Annotated in this window: 15 protein-coding genes and 1 pseudogene; 10 read left to right on the top strand and 6 right to left on the bottom strand. The window is 59.7% G+C overall.

The window, feature by feature from the left end:
• Window positions 1-253 precede the first annotated feature (253 nt).
• The gene (locus tag QFZ88_RS02470) at window positions 254-706 is read left to right on the top strand and encodes a GNAT family N-acetyltransferase (protein WP_081766935.1); all 453 of its coding nucleotides are present in this window, start codon (window positions 254-256) and stop codon (window positions 704-706) included.
• 109 nt (window positions 707-815) lie between these two features.
• Here the strand turns inward: QFZ88_RS02470 and QFZ88_RS02465 are convergent, their stop codons facing one another.
• Window positions 816-1253, bottom strand: coding sequence for a MucR family transcriptional regulator (locus QFZ88_RS02465; RefSeq protein ID WP_024925269.1), 438 nt, complete (start codon window positions 1251-1253; stop codon window positions 816-818).
• A 467-nt stretch (window positions 1254-1720) separates the two neighbouring features.
• Between QFZ88_RS02465 and QFZ88_RS02460 the strand changes: the two genes are divergently transcribed.
• Complete coding sequence (locus QFZ88_RS02460) at window positions 1721-2746, top strand: nucleoid-associated protein (RefSeq protein WP_179654191.1); 1026 nt, start codon at window positions 1721-1723, stop codon at window positions 2744-2746.
• Entirely contained in the window at window positions 2721-4106 is a 1386-nt protein-coding gene (locus tag QFZ88_RS02455; RefSeq protein WP_024925267.1) for a hypothetical protein, read from the top strand. The genes QFZ88_RS02460 and QFZ88_RS02455 overlap by 26 nt, the downstream gene beginning before the upstream one ends.
• Window positions 4107-4305: 199 nt before the next feature.
• Here the strand turns inward: QFZ88_RS02455 and QFZ88_RS02450 are convergent, their stop codons facing one another.
• Window positions 4306-4809, bottom strand: coding sequence for an SRPBCC family protein (locus QFZ88_RS02450; protein ID WP_024925266.1), 504 nt, complete (start codon window positions 4807-4809; stop codon window positions 4306-4308).
• Window positions 4793-5149 carry an ArsR/SmtB family transcription factor gene (locus QFZ88_RS02445; protein WP_024925265.1) on the bottom strand — a complete coding sequence of 119 codons (357 nt, stop codon included), beginning with the start codon at window positions 5147-5149 and terminating at the stop codon, window positions 4793-4795. The genes QFZ88_RS02450 and QFZ88_RS02445 overlap by 17 nt, the downstream gene beginning before the upstream one ends.
• Before the next feature lie 348 nt (window positions 5150-5497).
• Here QFZ88_RS02445 and QFZ88_RS02440 point away from each other — a divergent pair, with 348 nt between their 5' ends.
• From QFZ88_RS02440 to QFZ88_RS02420, 5 genes and pseudogenes are all read left to right on the top strand, one after another.
• Entirely contained in the window at window positions 5498-5896 is a 399-nt protein-coding gene (locus QFZ88_RS02440; RefSeq protein WP_024925264.1) for a DUF2958 domain-containing protein, read from the top strand.
• A 264-nt stretch (window positions 5897-6160) separates the two neighbouring features.
• Window positions 6161-6529 (top strand): hypothetical protein, encoded by a 369-nt coding sequence (locus tag QFZ88_RS02435; protein WP_024927286.1) that lies wholly within the window; start codon window positions 6161-6163, stop codon window positions 6527-6529.
• Complete coding sequence (locus QFZ88_RS02430) at window positions 6526-9345, top strand: hypothetical protein (protein ID WP_024925262.1); 2820 nt, start codon at window positions 6526-6528, stop codon at window positions 9343-9345. Before QFZ88_RS02435 ends, QFZ88_RS02430 begins: the two co-directional genes overlap by 4 nt.
• A 262-nt stretch (window positions 9346-9607) precedes the next feature.
• Window positions 9608-11206 carry a hypothetical protein gene (locus QFZ88_RS02425; protein ID WP_139116488.1) on the top strand — a complete coding sequence of 533 codons (1599 nt, stop codon included), beginning with the start codon at window positions 9608-9610 and terminating at the stop codon, window positions 11204-11206.
• A 589-nt stretch (window positions 11207-11795) separates the two neighbouring features.
• Window positions 11796-12122: pseudogene (locus QFZ88_RS02420) on the top strand (IS5/IS1182 family transposase); the annotation flags it as partial.
• Window positions 12123-12172: 50 nt separating this feature from the next.
• On the opposite strand, the gene QFZ88_RS02415 reads toward QFZ88_RS02420, so the two are convergent.
• Both QFZ88_RS02415 and QFZ88_RS02410 read right to left on the bottom strand, forming a co-directional pair.
• The gene (locus QFZ88_RS02415) at window positions 12173-12394 is read right to left on the bottom strand and encodes a hypothetical protein (protein ID WP_024927182.1); all 222 of its coding nucleotides are present in this window, start codon (window positions 12392-12394) and stop codon (window positions 12173-12175) included.
• Window positions 12395-13455: 1061 nt separating this feature from the next.
• On the bottom strand, window positions 13456-14457 hold the full coding sequence (locus QFZ88_RS02410) for an amidohydrolase family protein (RefSeq protein ID WP_024925887.1): 1002 nt from the start codon (window positions 14455-14457) through the stop codon (window positions 13456-13458).
• A 105-nt stretch (window positions 14458-14562) separates the two neighbouring features.
• Here QFZ88_RS02410 and QFZ88_RS02405 point away from each other — a divergent pair, with 105 nt between their 5' ends.
• Together QFZ88_RS02405 and QFZ88_RS02400 are read left to right on the top strand one after the other, a co-directional pair.
• Window positions 14563-14892, top strand: a complete 330-nt coding sequence (locus QFZ88_RS02405; RefSeq protein WP_024925886.1) for a recombinase family protein — start codon at window positions 14563-14565, stop codon at window positions 14890-14892.
• The gene (locus tag QFZ88_RS02400) at window positions 14873-15073 is read left to right on the top strand and encodes a hypothetical protein (protein ID WP_244431380.1); all 201 of its coding nucleotides are present in this window, start codon (window positions 14873-14875) and stop codon (window positions 15071-15073) included. The genes QFZ88_RS02405 and QFZ88_RS02400 overlap by 20 nt, the downstream gene beginning before the upstream one ends.
• On the opposite strand, the gene QFZ88_RS02395 is transcribed toward QFZ88_RS02400, so the two are convergent.
• Window positions 15035-15751: a DUF2076 domain-containing protein gene (locus tag QFZ88_RS02395; RefSeq protein WP_036255442.1), complete on the bottom strand. Its 717-nt coding sequence runs from the start codon at window positions 15749-15751 to the stop codon at window positions 15035-15037. The genes QFZ88_RS02400 and QFZ88_RS02395 overlap by 39 nt on opposite strands.
• Window positions 15752-16061 lie beyond the last annotated feature (310 nt).

Genomic DNA, 16061 nt, shown 5'->3' with positions numbered 1-16061 from the left:
GTGCTTTGAAAAAACTAAACTTTCTACACGGTGCGAGGGCTGGGTCTGACGCTGGGGGTATCTTATTTCAACCGAAAGCCAACATCACGATGTTGCAGAGGCTGGTATACTGCATACCGATTGTTGTTTCCGTAAGACGTTTCGACGGGCAGGGGATGCAAGTCAGAAATGCGACAGTGAGGTGCTTCCTTTCCTGACTCAAAGCTAAGCCGGATCGGATGCGAGCCGTTAGGCTCCACGGATTACTCGACAAATGACACGAACGCTTCCTGTTTCCATCTCGATCGAGCGACCTGCCGGCGCTGATAATGCAGCGTTGATCGAAGAACGGATCGCCCATTCTCAGGTCAATTTGCCGCCCCAGAGTATCCATTCATTCAGCCTGTCACAGCTCGACAAGCCCGACATAACGTCCTGGACGGCAAGGATGGGCGCGGATCTTACAGGGCGCGGCGCGCTGAAACGTCACAGCGATGGCACCGGCGAGATCAAAAGTATGTTTGTACGGCCGGCTTGGCGAGAAAACGGAATATCCCGCAGGCTACTGACGGCAATTGAAGATGAGGCGCATAGGATCGGCCTCAAGTGTCTATTTCTGGAAACCGGCACAGATGCCTTGCAGCTCGAAAGCTCTATGAGAATTTCAGCTACGTCTATTGTAAGCTCTTTGGCCAATACGAGCCCGCCCCACTCTCAGACTTCATGACCAAGGCAATCGGCTAAGCCACCAATCCTGCTTCGAGCTCGGTAGCATCTACCCCGGCCGCAACGCAGGCTGGATCGTTCGTGCGATCTGTCTCTTGCGAGCTTGCAAGCTACGATGAGCCCCCGCGCTTGCGACCGCGCTTCTGGTCCGGTTTCCTGCCCAAGCCGAGCTTCTTGGCCAGTGCGGATCGCTGCTCCGCGTAACTTTCGGCCACCATCGGGTAATCTGCCGGGAGTAACCACTTTGCGCGATAGCCCTCGGGGGTCAAGCCCAGCGCGGTCAAATGCCGCTTCAAGGTCTTGTACTGTTTCCCATCTTCCAGGCTGATGATGAAGTCGCGCGTGACCGACTTCTTGATGGGAACCTTGGGCTTCAGCGGCTCAACGGTTGGTTCTTGTCGGCCATTAAGATTGCTCAAGCTCTGAAAGACGCTCGCGATTACGCTCGGAAGTTCAGATACCGGAACCGGGTTCTTTGTGACATATATGCTAACTATCTCGGCGGTAAGTTCGGTGAGAAATTCAACGGTGAGATGCTGGTCGGCCATTGTTTGTTTCCCCTTATCGATCGCCGAAATCTGCCAAGCCGATAAAGCTTGGTTTCGTAAGATGGGACACGATTGCGCCCTAAGAATTTGCCCGGTCCGAAAACGTTTGGCATCAGCTTTTGCGGCACGCGCCGACGATGCGTCATCGGAGTCAAGACCGATGGGGCAAGTCTTGACTACTCCGATCCCATCCAAGCTCAGCTTTGAGCATCGTTGACCTCAACCATGCGTGCGCGGATGGCCGATATGCGCGTTCAAAGCAGACCCCCGAACATCGCCCTCCTCACGGTCATGCACGAACGTGCAAGACCCGCAACTCACACCGGCATCTTTTTGCATACTCGCACCCGAGCTCCTACTCTACGCGGACGTACTGATCGCTCTGGCCGCAGATCTTCACTGCAACTGTGATGATCCGAGCGGGAATTTTCTGCTAACTTGATCGGGGAACTAGGGGGAGAATCAACGTGGCTTTTTTCGAAGGTGATCAGGTTTCCGCCGTCTCAATCGAGCGAATGGTTTTCCATCTTGTAGGGCCACGGCCAGAAGACATGGTGTGGCTGGAGGAGATCAATCCCGGTCGGTTCTCGGATTTCTTCATCGACCGCATCCGCTCCGTGAACAACGGATTGCCCTATGTGTTCTCGGACGCCTCCGCCACGCGTGAACGTCTGCGGCGCATCGCAACGGATTCCAAGCACTTCCAAACCGAAAGCGAGAAGCTCGCAGAAGATTTTCAGCGTCTCCATGGCGGCAGCGCTGCGGCCGGAGCGTTTCTGCTCTTTCAACTCGCTGCCGCCGGGGCGCAATTTTTCGCCCTCCTCAAATATGATGACGAAAAGGTGCTGACCTACGAGCTCGCGGAGGGAAGGGGCGGCCGTAAGAAGGTGAGCCTGGACGCACTTGAGCGGACCTTTGTCCAAAACCGGGATGCGCTTCAGAAGTCCGCGCTGGTCAAACTCACCGAGGCGGGCGGGGAATTGACGGTCCTCGATCGCCGCAACCAGCAAAACGTGGCGCGCTATTTCGAGAATTTCCTGGATGCCGTGCGTCAGTTCGATGACGCGGAGGCAACGCGCAAGATGGTCGATGTGACCCGGCAGGTCATCCGCGAAAACCGGGATCTCGTATCACCGCAGGTCTATCAGGAGGTGACGAAACGCACATTCGATGCCGCGTCCGCGGGTGGGCAGGTCGGCGTAGACGATCAGAAATCGTTTCTCGACACCGTGGTTGGCCAAGCCCTGCCGCCGGACCATCCGCTGGTGGCTAAGTTTCAGAGCGCGCTACGTAAGCAGCGACTGGATGGAACGCCAATCAAATTTGACGTCTCAAACGTCCGCCCGCCATCAACGCTGCGCTATCGTACTAAAAACGGGATTCAAATCCGGGTGCCTTCCGAGCTGAAGAAGGTCGTCACGGTCGAGGCGAACCGGATCATCATCAACGACCCGCTTGATGTCAGTTATGATGACACCGACACGCGTCTCTGACCTCATCGTCCGGACCGCGCAGCCGACCGATATCGACGAGCGGTCGGGTCTTGCGATCCTACATGCCGCCCTGTCCGATGCGGAAGTCCGCAGTGCCTGGCTTGATCTCCGCCGGTCGCCACCTCCTTTCATCGGCTCGATTGTCATCACGGATGTCGAGTCGGATGAACAGCTTGAGGATGACGCGCCGGTGTCGGATGCGAGATTTCGAGTCGTCTTGGAAACGGTCTCCGTCGAGGGTGAGCTCCGGCTGTTCCTTGGCAACTCCCTTCTCAACGCGGTTGACGCGATCGAAGACGTCAACTGTGTACAGATAGCGGACATGGCTGGAAACGGGACCTTCACGACATACCGGAGCCGGTTCCAGGTCTGGACCAACGAGCCGCCCGAACTCTACGCTCCATCTGAGGCGCTGCCTGATCCTCGCACCCTGTCAACCGATTTCACGCGGGTGCGTCTCGTGCCGGAAGATCTGCGTCCCTGGTTGCAGCGCAGTGGACCGAAAAAGTCCAGCACGGCATATGAAGCTTGGAAGGGGCTATCCGGCCCCCGTCTGCTCGCCGCGCTCGCCAATCGGGTCTCCGAGACCGATGTAGGTATCGCCTATCACTTCAGTGGGCCACCTTCGTGCATCATCACACCTTCGCCGACGCAAATAAGCACGGTCTTTGACCGTATGTTGGCAGGAGCCGGGTGGGTGTTCGCTGAGGGCCGCGACACGGATACCCGCCATCTGCTCCTCGCCAATGAACTGGCCCGGAGCCATAGGAAAAGTGCGCTTGCTGAATTTGGCGACGGAAGTCTTGACTCCGCGAAGGGTGCCTACGCCGCTTATGTGCAATCGAGCAGCCGCGAGACTCTGAAGGCATTGGCGGAGCTGCGCAAGACAGTTGTCGACGAAGCACAAAAGGCGAGCCAGAAGGCGCAGGATCTCGCAAGCAGCCTGTGGAAGGACGCGGCACTTGCCGCAGTCCCATTCGGCCTGAAGCTTCTCCCCGATGCCACGAAAGTCGGGAACCGCTACATCGCAGGCGCGATGGCGTTCGCCGCTATTTTGCTCCTTTCGTTCTCCTACGGGATCCAGCTGTTCATCAACCACAAATTCTTCAAGAATCAGGGCAACGCCCGCCGGGTCTGGAAACAGGCGCTGAATACAATTCTAACCCCGGCCGAAATCGAGGAGTTCAGCGAGCAGCCGGTCGCCAAGAGCATCGCTGACTATGGAACAGTGCGGCGCTGGGTTGGCTTCGTCTACGTGGGCCTAATCCTCGCGCTTGCGGTATTTGCCCTCTATAACTTCTGGCCTGACCTGTTCGCCGCCATACCAGGACCCGCAGCGCAACCCGAGCCTGGCCCTTGATTGGCAGAACGGTCACCTGGCGTTCGGCGCGGGCCTTGATCAGTATCTGCACGCCAGACCAGCTAATTGTGCGATCGGGTTCACGCACCTCTTGAAGTGGAGAACAACGGCGGTTTTGCGCCTTCGCTCCGGCCAGAAGGGCCGGTGGAGTCACTTTCCAAGAGCAGGCGCTCCCTCGAGGTGAGGTTCCCGACACGCGCTACTCGCCTGTGCAGGAAAGCAATTCGTCGAGTTGCTCAAGCTGCTCCGGCAATGCGGCCGCCGAGCCTTGCAGTGCTTCCTCAAGCGCCTCCTTGGACGGATAGACCTCGTGGAAATTCAGTAGCGTCTTCCCGCCCTGGTCCTCGAAGGTCACAGTCGTGATCGCGCCTTCTTCGCCCTCGTCGTTGGTCCAGACGATGCGCTCGTTCGGCACCACCTCGAGATATTTGCCGTGAAAGACCATGGTGTCCGAACCGCCGGCGCCGAATTCCAGCCGATATTTGCCGCCGGTGCGGACGTCCATATCGCACGATACGAGCAAAACGCCGGACACCGATCTTGGCACCCACCAGCGTTGGAATAGCTCCGGCTGGCTCCACGCCCTATAAACCGCGTTCGGCGACGCATCGAATGTTCGCGTCACGACGAGTTCGCAATCCCCTCTGCGCTCGACCGACGTGCGGTTCTGCGCACCACCTGCACTGTTAACTTGCTGATTCATCGCTTCCCTCCCGTTTCATTTCGCTGATGATTTCGTCCAATGCTTCGAACCGGGCCTCAAAGAGCTTGCGATGCGCCTCGATCCACTCGGCCTCCGCCGTGAGGCCGCGTTTCCCAAGTCTGCAGGTCCTCACCCGTCCGACCTTCTGCGTGACGACGAGCCCCGCCCGCTCAAGAACCTGGACGTGCTTCTTCATGCCGGTCAGCGTCATCTGGAACTTATCCGCGAGACTGGTGATCGACGCGTCCTCTCGCCCAAGCTGATCGATGATCCCGCGGCGTGTCGCATCGGACAGCGCCGCAAACGAGAGATCGAGGGGAGTACTTAAATACTGAACCATTCAGTTCAGTATTTAGCCTGCTCACACGGGAAGCGCAAGTATCCCGAACTTTCCATGCAGTAGACCGGTCATCCCAGATCATTCACCGCGGCGGCGGCGGCAAAAAATTGCCTGCTGCGAGGTCAAATGCGCCATCTAGGAGTCAATCGTTCCTGCGCCGAAGCATCGGCCATCTTTTCTCCATTCATGCGCCGCTCGACAAAAAGGCAGCGGAATGCTGGCCGACGCCGCAGCACGGTCAAGCCCGGCCCGCGCCGAACCGTGTAGGGCCTGACCGCGCCGCTTTGGTTGCGCCGGCCTAACACCTCCTCGCCCTCGATCGGAGAGTGACATTGAATGGACGCCATCATGGCCGAACCGCTCATCACTGAAGACCAACTCGCCCAACTTCTCGCCAATGACTCACGAAATTTTGCTGGTGAGAACATCGATCCGAAGCCCGTCGTCAAGCTTTTCACGCCTGACGCGGCCGTCACCTGGCTCATCACCGAGGCCGATCCCGCGGACTCGGATCATTTGTTCAACCTCTGCAATCTTGGTCTTGGCCAACCGGAACTCGGTTACATTAGCTTGGCCGAGATCCGATCCCTGCACGGCAGGCTTGGCCTCCCGGTCGAGCGCGACCTGTATTTCATGGCCCAATATCCGTTGAGCTGGTACGCGAAACAGGCAGGGCTTCGACCACCTAGATGGTCGACAACCTCTTCGTCCGGTCGCCGACGGCGGCGAAGGTCGACAAGCCAGTGAACGTCGTTACGGGCTCCAGGATCAAGCATATTCGGTTTGCGAACTGTCTGACGCAGGTGTTGGCCGAATCTCTCCAGACGCTCAAGCCGAGGAAAGGGATCGGTTGCGCCTCAAATCTGGGCCACAGAAGTAATTAAGCTGTTTCTGCGCGTGGCGGGACGCTGCCTTTTCGGCGCGTGACATGCTAGAGTTACACCATGGGCGTTTGCCGGCGCCGCTATACGCAATTCGCAAGTCGTTTAGCTAAACGTGTCGGACAAGAGAATGGCATTTTACGTCCCTCTGCCGGTGACGCTTCCGCGATGGCACATGATCATCGCGGTCGTCTTCGTGATGACGGCGACCGAGGCTATCGCCGGACCGATCGTTTCAGTTTGCCCGGCGCCACTTGCGCCGCGAAGGGCGCTGCCCTCCGACACCGTCTGCGTGGACCTGGCGAGCCGAAAGCGCATCGCAGCCGAAAACGCGCGCGCCCCGCTTCTGTGGGTGCCCGGACCATTCGGTCCAAAGACCTGCGCCAACGGTTATGTCTGGCGTGAGGCTATGGTGCAGGATCTGGTCTGCGTCACGCCCGACATCCGCAGCTTCGTCGCAAGTGAGCAGGCGAACCCGATGCTGGCGGTCGGACAATGATGCGCCGCCTCGCCGCGTTCTGCCTGTTCCTTGTATTGGCGCTGCCCGCGGCAGCACAGACCGCAGCCGACCTCGGCCCGGCAGCGACGACCGGTCAGGCGGCGCATGATGGCTTCGCCGAGCGCACGCAGCGCCTCCACCTCGTCATGGCGTGCGGCAATGAGTACGAGTTCGTGCAGGGATTCGTACTGGCGAGCCGGTTCGGCAAAAAGGGGTTTCCAGATGATCCGAACACACCAAACCTCAATGAATCCGACCTCGCCGCGTGGCCGCTAACCTTGGTTCTCGGCAAGGCGGCGGTGCTGGCGGACGCGTCGATCGCCCCAAACTCGACTGCGGCCGGTCGGCCCGTCTGCTACGGCGTGCTCGCCGAACCCACGGCGGTCATCGCAGCTTGGCGCCCACTCGCCCGCTGCCGTTCACCAGACGATCCGCCGTCCTATCTGGGTCAGCCAGACAGCCGCGGGCGCTGCCCGGAGGCACGAGCATTGCCCCGCAACGCCTCAGCCCAGGATGTCGTCAACCGCGTCTACAATGACTGGTTCGGGTTTCGTTTCGAGGACGACCAAGGCCCTTGCTCAAGCGTAGCCTACGTATTTGTTCCACCGGGTGACAGCCGCGTGCAGGTGGATATGACCCGCGCCTGCCTCGCCCGGCAGATACGCGCCGTGCTGCTCGACGACCGCCATGGGCCGTGGACCGAGGAGGGCGGCATCGTCAAGCCCGAAGTCCCCGGTACCGATGGCGTACCTTGCCTCTCTGAGTTCTCCGGCGCCGACGTGAAAGGCGACTGGGATATGGGAGTTCTCGAATATACCCGCATCGCGCATGTGCTCTACCGCGTCGGCGAGCGTGGCCACGGCGTCGGCTTTGACGTCGACGCCGCACTTGGGCGGCTCAACACGCGCTTCCTGTCTCTGCGATCCGCGCCCGGCAACGCAACGGCGCGTGAGCAATTCAACCTGGTCTTCAGCTGCGGCAACCAAAACAACCAGTATGGCAGCGCGATCGACACCGTGGAGGGAACTGGCAGCGACCCAGGCGTTGGACGTTACAACAACGACGGCGCGGAGGAACTCCACCCGTCGGGCTGGGACAGTTTCTGGCGCTTTCTCGCGGTGCTTCTCATCCTGATCGCGGCGGCGGCCGTGTCATTCGGTATCGGCGCCGCGATAGCAGCCGGAGCGATGGCAGCAGGCGCCGCAGCGGCAGCGGCAGCGGTGGTGGCGGCGGTTGTGACCATCATCATCTTCGGCTCGGTGCTGTGGGCGAGCATAGACGAGACAGAGAACCACCTGCTGATGCAGAACACCTCGCGTTATCTTAAAAACAAGCTGATGATGGCTGAACTCGCCCGCGCCGGAAACCGCGAGGCGTTCGACAAGATCTCCGACCTCAACGACGACGTGCGCGAATGGCTCCTGAAGCGCATGCAGCGGATCGCGAAAGAAGACTTCCTTGAATACAACGCGAAGCCATATGCGCGGCTCAGCCACTTCGCGCTGCTCAACCTCATCGATTATGCCTGCGACGTGCGATGGAACTATGACCTTGCCGGCCTGCAGCGGGGCGCCGACGCTCCGTGCGATGACAAGGACAAAGCGATCGTGACCGCAGCGGCGGCGGTGTTCGACTTGTCGGCGGCAAAGGCAGCGGTCGGCTCACTCGAAGGCCGAAGGCTAATCCCGTTCCGCCGCCGTGCCGAAGTGAACAAGCAATTCTATGACGGCCGCCCACTGACAGAACTCGTCCAGGGCGCCGACACAATGATTGGTGCCCTTCAGGTATGGACCGGCAACAACCGCTTCGCCCCGACCGGGATCGCGAAGCCGGAGACGTTTGGCCAACTCTCTTTCTACTCTACCTCGCGCTATCGCCCTGACCCGATGATCCTCGATATAGCCGTCGACAAGACGACACCGCGAGTGCAGCAATACCGCCACTTCGGTCGCGAAGCCTATGTCAGCGGTAATGGCTGGCTCCTCACCGCCGGCGGCAACGACGAAGGCCAGCCTGCTGGAACCAGCCTCATCTTCGGCATCAAAACATATCTGCTGTCTCCGGCCAACGACCGTGGAGTCGGTGTGCCGACGACGCTGATGACACGAGCGCGAACCGTCACCAACAGCGACGGAACGACACGCGAGCGCAACCGCGTCACTGACTTCCTCCGCTTTGACGGAACTGCAGAGCAATATGGTATGGAAGAAGACAAACCGCTGGTGACGTACTCGCACAACAACTGCATCGCAGGCGCCTTCGGCTGCGGGCTGCGGCCACGATTGCCAGCGGATTTCAGTCCGTCGTGCTGGACGACGATCGACCAGCATTTTTATGCCATCGATGGCCACGTCTGCCCTGCGCTGAAGGACCCGGACGACCGCGGCGACGTGTTCATCGCCCTTTATGACCACGACGGCATCGACGTCGACGGCTCGAGTTGGGGCTTCTTCGAGGTGGCCGAGCAGGATCGCTTCGGACGGTCGCTGGCCGCTTTCATCGCCGCAGTGAAAGCAAGGAATTCCGGTCGTGTCGCCGATTGGGAGAAGGCGTCGGCCAGCGACAAGGTCACCTACACGACGACGGATGACCGAACCCTCGAATTCGAGGCGGAGGACGAGGATTTCGGCGCAGACCGGCGCGCCTGTGGCATCGTCAATCACGAGAGCGACGCGCGCTTCACGATCAGCGCCGTGCCAGCGGCGCAGGCGGCGAATTGCCGGTCGGTCGGCCGGCGCATCTTCATCAACCTCGATGATGAAGAGAATCCGGTCCGCAAGGCCGAGGACGGGGCACAGCTCGATGATCTGTTCTAGCCGCCTCGCCACCCTCGTACTGGGTTTCATGCTCGTCACGGGCGGCGCGGCAGCGCAGGAACAGTTCGTCACCGTGTGCGGCCGCGACGATGCGCCGGGCGGGCTCAACCTCGCCACGGCGCTCGGCCAACCGGGATCGATCATGATCCGCTGCCCGGCCGGAGAAGACCACATCGCGGTCACCGCGACGCATGTTGTGCCATCCTCGCGCACGATCCGCTCCGAACAGCCTGTGACACTGTCCGGTCCCGGCAATGGGCCGATGTTCACCACGACGTGGTCGCTGTATCTGACCGGGCTGACGCTCACCAACAAGGCAGCAGCCGCGGGCACGATCGTCGCAGGCGACCACGCAACCGTCACGCTCGACAATGTGATGGTCGAGGACAGCCCATCGGCCTTTCTGGTGCGCACGCTACGCGCGAAGAACAGCCGCTTTCGCCGCAACGGCGACGCGCAAGCGGAAGCGACCGGCAGCGCCGTGGTCAACGCCGAGACCGTGGAGATGGCGGACTGCGAATTCATCGGCAACGGGGACCACCCGATCGCCGGCGGCGCGTGGCCGACGCCAGACCGGGTGGCGCTGTCGCGGCAGATCACAATCGATCGGTCGACCTTCGCCGGCAACCGCGCAAGCCTGCTGTTCACGGATGCGCGGGTCAAAATCCGTGCCAGCCGATTTGTCGAGAATGGCACCCGCCCGGAGGCGGCGCGCGATGCCTTCGGGGCGACCGGCGGCGCGCTGACCATCGTACGGTCCGATGTCGAGATCACCGACAGCGACTTTGTCGACAATGGCTCGTTTGGCCTCGGCGGCGCCATCCTTGCGCTCGGCTCGCGCGTCACGCTGACGAAATCGACCTTCGAACACAACACAGCGCGGATTGGCGGCGCCATTGCCGCATTCGGTCGGCCACCGCGCGAGAACATCTGGAGCGCCGACGAGTGGATCGATCTGCCGCGGCTTGTGATCTCTCGCGTAACTTTCGATGGCAATACCGCCGACCAGGCTGGCGGCGCACTGGCATTCGCGGGGCAGGTCATGGCCGACGGCGTGCTGCTACGCAACAATGTCGCCGGCCGCGTCGGTGGGGCGATGGCCGCCTTGGAGGCCGCGTCATTGCCCGAGCCGTGGCAGAACGTCTTTCAGGTTCTCGCCGACACGACCAACCCCATACCCAACGACCAGATGACGTTGACGCGGTCGATCATCGTCGACAATCACGCCGCAGATGACGGGGGCGCATTGGCGTTGGGCGGGGTCGACTCGGCAGTCGGCAACACAATTCTCGCGCGCAATACGGCAGCGGGCGCCGCCATCTCGGGCTCGCGCCTGCGCCTGGTCAATTCGGTTGTTGCCAACAACGCCGCCACCGGCCTTGCCGCGCCCACCGGTGCCGCCCTGGCGCTTGGAAACGTCGCGATATTTTCAAACACCGGGGGCAATTGTGTGCCCGGAGCCACGCCAACGGCGATCGGTCCCAACCTGCAGAGTCCAGACAATGCGTGCGGCGCGGCAGCCCAAGTCGCGGACCCGGGACTCGATAGCGGCTACGCGCCGGGCTTCTTCAGCGCCGCGCGTGGCGCCGGCGATTGGCGCCTCTGTATCACCGACCCGGTCGTTGGCGGCGTTGACCTCTACAGTCACACGCGCGCAGGTCGTGATGGGCGATGCGCGATCGGTGCTATCGAGCGCGATTTGACCGAGGTGTTTGCAGCGGGCATGGGCCTGGGAAAGCCGCATACGCTGCCGAGGTGGCTTTGGTGGTGCCTCGCGCTCTTCCTTCTGATCGTATTCCTGTTCGGCTTGTTGCGACGGTGCAAGCGCGCCAAACGGCGTCTGTTTTCACAACGCGCATAAAGCCGTGGAGATGGACCGAGATGGAGGCCTGGATTGTGGACATCGTCGTTGGATCAAGGGCGGGCCTTCAGCTAATTTCGCTCAACTCCCCGAGCGCAATGTCAAAAGACCAAGGGCTCTATTTCCACGCGACACCATCTCTGCACCATCACCGCGATATATGTCCGCCGTCAGGACCTTTGAGACAAATAGAGGGACTTCACGAAGGGAGGAGTTCTGGTTCATCGTAGCCGCAAGGAGCGAAGATGAAGCAGAAATCCGTGCCGACATAGGCACTGTCGGTCATGATGCGGGTCACGTGCCCGAAATGATGCTGGAGGGCATGAAGGCTGGGCGGTCGCGTTTGCCGACAAAGCGGGCGAAGGTCTTGCGGCCCTGATACGTGGTCAGGTGACAGGGCGAGCCGTCTCCTTGCGAGGCAGATCGATGAAGAGGGGCGAACCGCTCGTTCGAGCGATGATGAGGGAACTGGCAGTTATGACCTCCGGGGCACGGCGGTCGACGATGCCGCTGCCGGCAAGGGAGAGCCAGAGGGTTGATTTTCACTGCATGCCGATTCACAGCTCAGACAGTTAAATCGTCACTAGGTCCTAGGGTGAAGAAGTTTCTATCCTGCGATCACTTCTCGGTCGACGGCACACTAATCGAGGCCTGGGCGTCGACGAAGAGCATCGAGCCGAATAGCTCGGATGAGCCGCCGGCTGGCGGCGGCGGGCGCAACGCGGAAGCGAACTTTCATGATCAAAAGTGGTCGAAAGAGACGCATTTCGCGATCACCAATCCCGAGCCAAGCTCAACCGCAAAGGCAAGAAAGCCGACCTTTGTTTCATAGGGCATGGGCTGATGGAGAACCGCCCGTGGGCTTCTGGTCGATGCCTGCCTGACGCCGGCTGATGGTCAAATGAAAAAACCTGCTCCGGAGACCGGAGCAGGTTAAGAATTGGGAACCGTGAAGCTCCCGTCAGATCACTTGCAGTCGTTGAGAAGCTTCAGTGCCTTCTCTGCGTCGGCCTTGGTGGCGTAGCTTTTCTTACCGGCATCCGTCAGCTTGGTGCCGTCCGGCTTCTTGTCGACGATTTCGCACTTTTTGGTAGCGGCAGATTTGGCGACGTAGAACTCGGCAGCAGCAAAAGCCGGTATGCTGAATACAGCGACAGCTGCGGTCGCGAGAACAATCTTACGAAACATCTTCCATCTCCAATTGTTGAGAACAATCCCCCACGTCCATCTCCTGCTATGTCGATTTTGACGGAACGAAGGCGCTCAACTTACCGATTCGTAAGATTTGCATTTTGCTTACGCGGCGGCCGGCTGCGTTTCTCATCAACAATGGTTTGGAGCGCGGCCGCGCATTGGAGTGGATCTCGAGCGTCATCAATTGGCGGAGGTCCCTTTCTGGCCGCAAATCTGATTGAACGAACCCACTGACGCGGGATTGGCGAGTGAATTCGCTGGAACGACCTCCAGATGGGAAGATTTGGTTGCTGAGACGACCCCTGACCAAGAGACCATCCCAGGATGAAGCTATTGCGGTGGTAAGCTTATTGCGCAGGTCGACTTCGTGCTTTCCCTCGAGTTTCATCACGGATCAGGATTCTTGCATCGTTTCCTTTACCTCCCGCACATCGTCAGGTTGAAGTGTTCTAACGGCGTAACCGCTATTCGGAACCACAGCCGGGCTGAATACGAAAGCCATCTACACGGAACTCACCATGGCGCTCGTTGAATTCCTGCCAATCAAGCGATGGCCAGTTCCTCCCTTCGGCACGACAGGGCTATGGAGAGGCGATCGCTGAGGCTCTACCGCATGCCGATCAAGTCGCTGACCGTTGGCATCCGATGGAGAATTCCAGTCGAGCCGTTCTCGATGCTGTGGGGATATCGATGTGACAGATCAGGAGGGCAATCGGCAGCAGTGCCGCTGATCCAACGCTTCTGATCTATGCCGAACGGCTGCAATACGAGGGATACCTCCGTCGCCAGGAGACCAACGACGCCATCCTGTCACTATCGAAACGAGAGGCCCGATCAGGCAGATCGTGGGGCAGGCGGGCCATACCTGCGCCTGAAGCAGGTCTAGCTCGAGAGCTTCCAGGGCGTCATCACCGCCTGGGAGCGCGAGCACCTCTTCGGGAGGGTGTGATCATGGGCTTCAATTCCGGACTTGATATTGAGCGGTCCTACCACCGCTCTATATGCAAGTGCGCCAGAACGATCGCCTATGACAATGACCGGGTCGTGTCCACCAGTCAGAAGTGACCGCTCACGACGCGACCTTCGAAGATAACCGTCTTCGGCGTCACCTTGCTGACCTCAAGCGCCGGAGTGTGGAGCAGGTTGCGATCGAGGATCATGAAGTCGGCGGATTTCCCTTTTTGGAGGGTCCCGGCTTTGTCGTCGAGCCTTAGCTGATAGGCGGAGTTTCGAGTGTATCCAGCGACGAGATCCTGCAACTGCAGCATTTCCGATGCGGGCTTGCGAATGAGATCAGAAACCAGACCCTTCTCGATATCGCGTCGGGTGTGGGCGATCTGCATTCCGAAGAACGGGTCCGATCGGTCCCATTCCTGCTTGGAAACGGTGCCACTTCCATAGGTTATCCGACCGCCAAACGCGATGACCGGCTGAAACCGATATTCGTTGTCATGCCGTTCCTGTCCGAGATAAGGCTCATTGCCCTGGAAATACCCACCAGACCAGTGCGGGGTCCAGTTGAGCGTCACATCGAGATCAACGACGCGGGCAAAATCAGCGTCGTCGATGAGTTCGCAATGCGCGAAGGTCACGCGCTGCTTCCAGGCGGCTCCGACGGTCTTGCGGGCAATCTCCACTGCGTCCAGAGCGGTGCGAAACGCACGATCGCCGACCATGTGAAGGTGCATATCCATGTCGGCTTGGTTCAACTTGACCAGAACACCGGCAAGTTCCTCCTTCGTCATAGCAGGCTCGACAGACTTCGCTCCGTTTGAGAAGGGGGCCAGAAGTGAGCTCGTTCCTATCTCATTGGTGCCGTCGAGGAAGAATTTGACCGTATGAGCACCGACATGTGCGGTTCCATATTGGCTCCGCCATCGGCGTAGCGTCGTCATTGCCGTTTCGACATCACCTGGCTTCCCGATCCTGTAGGACGCTTCGAAACGCATATTGAGCGTTCCAGTCTTGTCCATCTCGGACACGGTCCTTACCGTGTCCTCGTCGCTGATGGCCTCCAACAACCCGGTGACGCCATGATCGCGCAGGTAAGCGAGCATTGGCCCCATGGTTTGCGGCGTGTTCTCGGTCGGTGGCGGGGAGGGGATCTTCGCGTACAGCTTGGGCAGGTAGACCGACCGGCTTTACCGCAATCTCAAGGTTGGGTGACGCTCGACGAGTTGAATATCGAAATCCATCTCGCCAAGGAAGGCATGGTGCTATCGCGGGATTCCCGCTCGTCGGAAAAGTTCATACATGGCATCAAAGTGTTGATGGCCAAGAACTACATCGACAACCTTTCCGAGGAAGCCCGCAAGGGACGGATGGAAAAGGCGGAGCAGGGAATCTGGCCATCCAAAGCGCCGCTTGGCTACATCAACTACGCCCAAGGGTGGCAAGAAGGTCATCGAACCTCATCCAGAACTAGCACCGGCGGTTACCAGGCTGTTCGAGCGCTATGCGACTGGACAGTATTTGCTCAAGGGACTCACTAACGCTACACACGCTGACGGGCTCATCTACCCGAAGAGCGGCAACTCGGTGCCGGTCAGCACGGTGCATTCCATCTTGCACAATCGGCTCTACACCGGAAGACGGGCGATAAGCTGGACAACGTCCTGCTTATCGCCCGTCGCTTTAAGCTACATTGTCATCATCGGTATCGCTGTCCTGTGAATCGTCATATGCGTCGTCGAGACGATCCATTTCGGCGTAATCGTTCTGCGTACCGGTGTTCTTGTCATCGCTGTAGTAGTTGTTAATGACCGTCTCGCTGGCACCAGTTTGCGGCGCGCTGCCGGTTCCGGCGCCCGGGCCGCCAAACAACGAATTACCGCCCATCATGTTCTTGATGCCCTCGAACATGAGTGCGCCTCCCGCCACGCCGGCTGCCGTGCTCAACGCGCCCTGCAGAAAGCCGCCGCCTTGGGCCTGTGGTTGCGGCGGTGCCGCCCAGCGCCCGGCCTGTGGCTGCTGCCCTTGTGGTGGATATCCGTCCTGGGGAGCTGTGCCGCTGCCCCAGGGTCCGCTGAAACGACCGGGAGACGGCTGGGACGACTGTGCACTTTGGGAGCTGCCGAAGATCGAACCCAGCAAGCCGCCAGACTGCGGTTGTGTGGGCGGCGCATTCTGCAAATCCTTCACCTGCGCTTCCAATGCCTGGATGCGCTCGTGACATGCGTTCAGGCCATGTTCCTGGACGATGACAGCCTGAGCCAGGAGATAAGGGGCCGAAGGCTGGCTTTTAATCTGGTTCAGAATGAAACGCTCGGCTTCGGGGTCACGTGGAGTATCAGCCGCCTGCCTTGTACGATCAAAGAGGTTACTGAGAAGGTTCTGTTCATCGGCATTCATTTTCAACCACCTCCTTTTTAGGCGAAATATGATCTCGATCCAGATTCATGGCATTTAAATGGCTTTACCAAAATGTAATCTTGCAGCTGCAGCTGCTCTACCGGATATTTATTTAGCCGGATAAATGGCTGTGGACAGCGGAAACGTCAAAACGTTGCCAGCCAGAACATCCGAAGTTTCGTTCCCTGGAACGAGTTCACAATCGGTTCGGCATAGTGCTGGAGAAGACAGTCCGGCGCAGTGCGATTTCGAAAGGCGGACGCCCCGGTTTTGACGTGGTCTTGAAGTTCAAGATGCTGGTGCTTCAGGC

Source organism: Mesorhizobium sp. YL-MeA3-2017 (assembly GCF_030814575.1).
Taxonomy (GTDB): domain Bacteria; phylum Pseudomonadota; class Alphaproteobacteria; order Rhizobiales; family Rhizobiaceae; genus Mesorhizobium; species Mesorhizobium terrae.
This window is presented reverse-complemented; position numbering and strand designations above follow the sequence as displayed.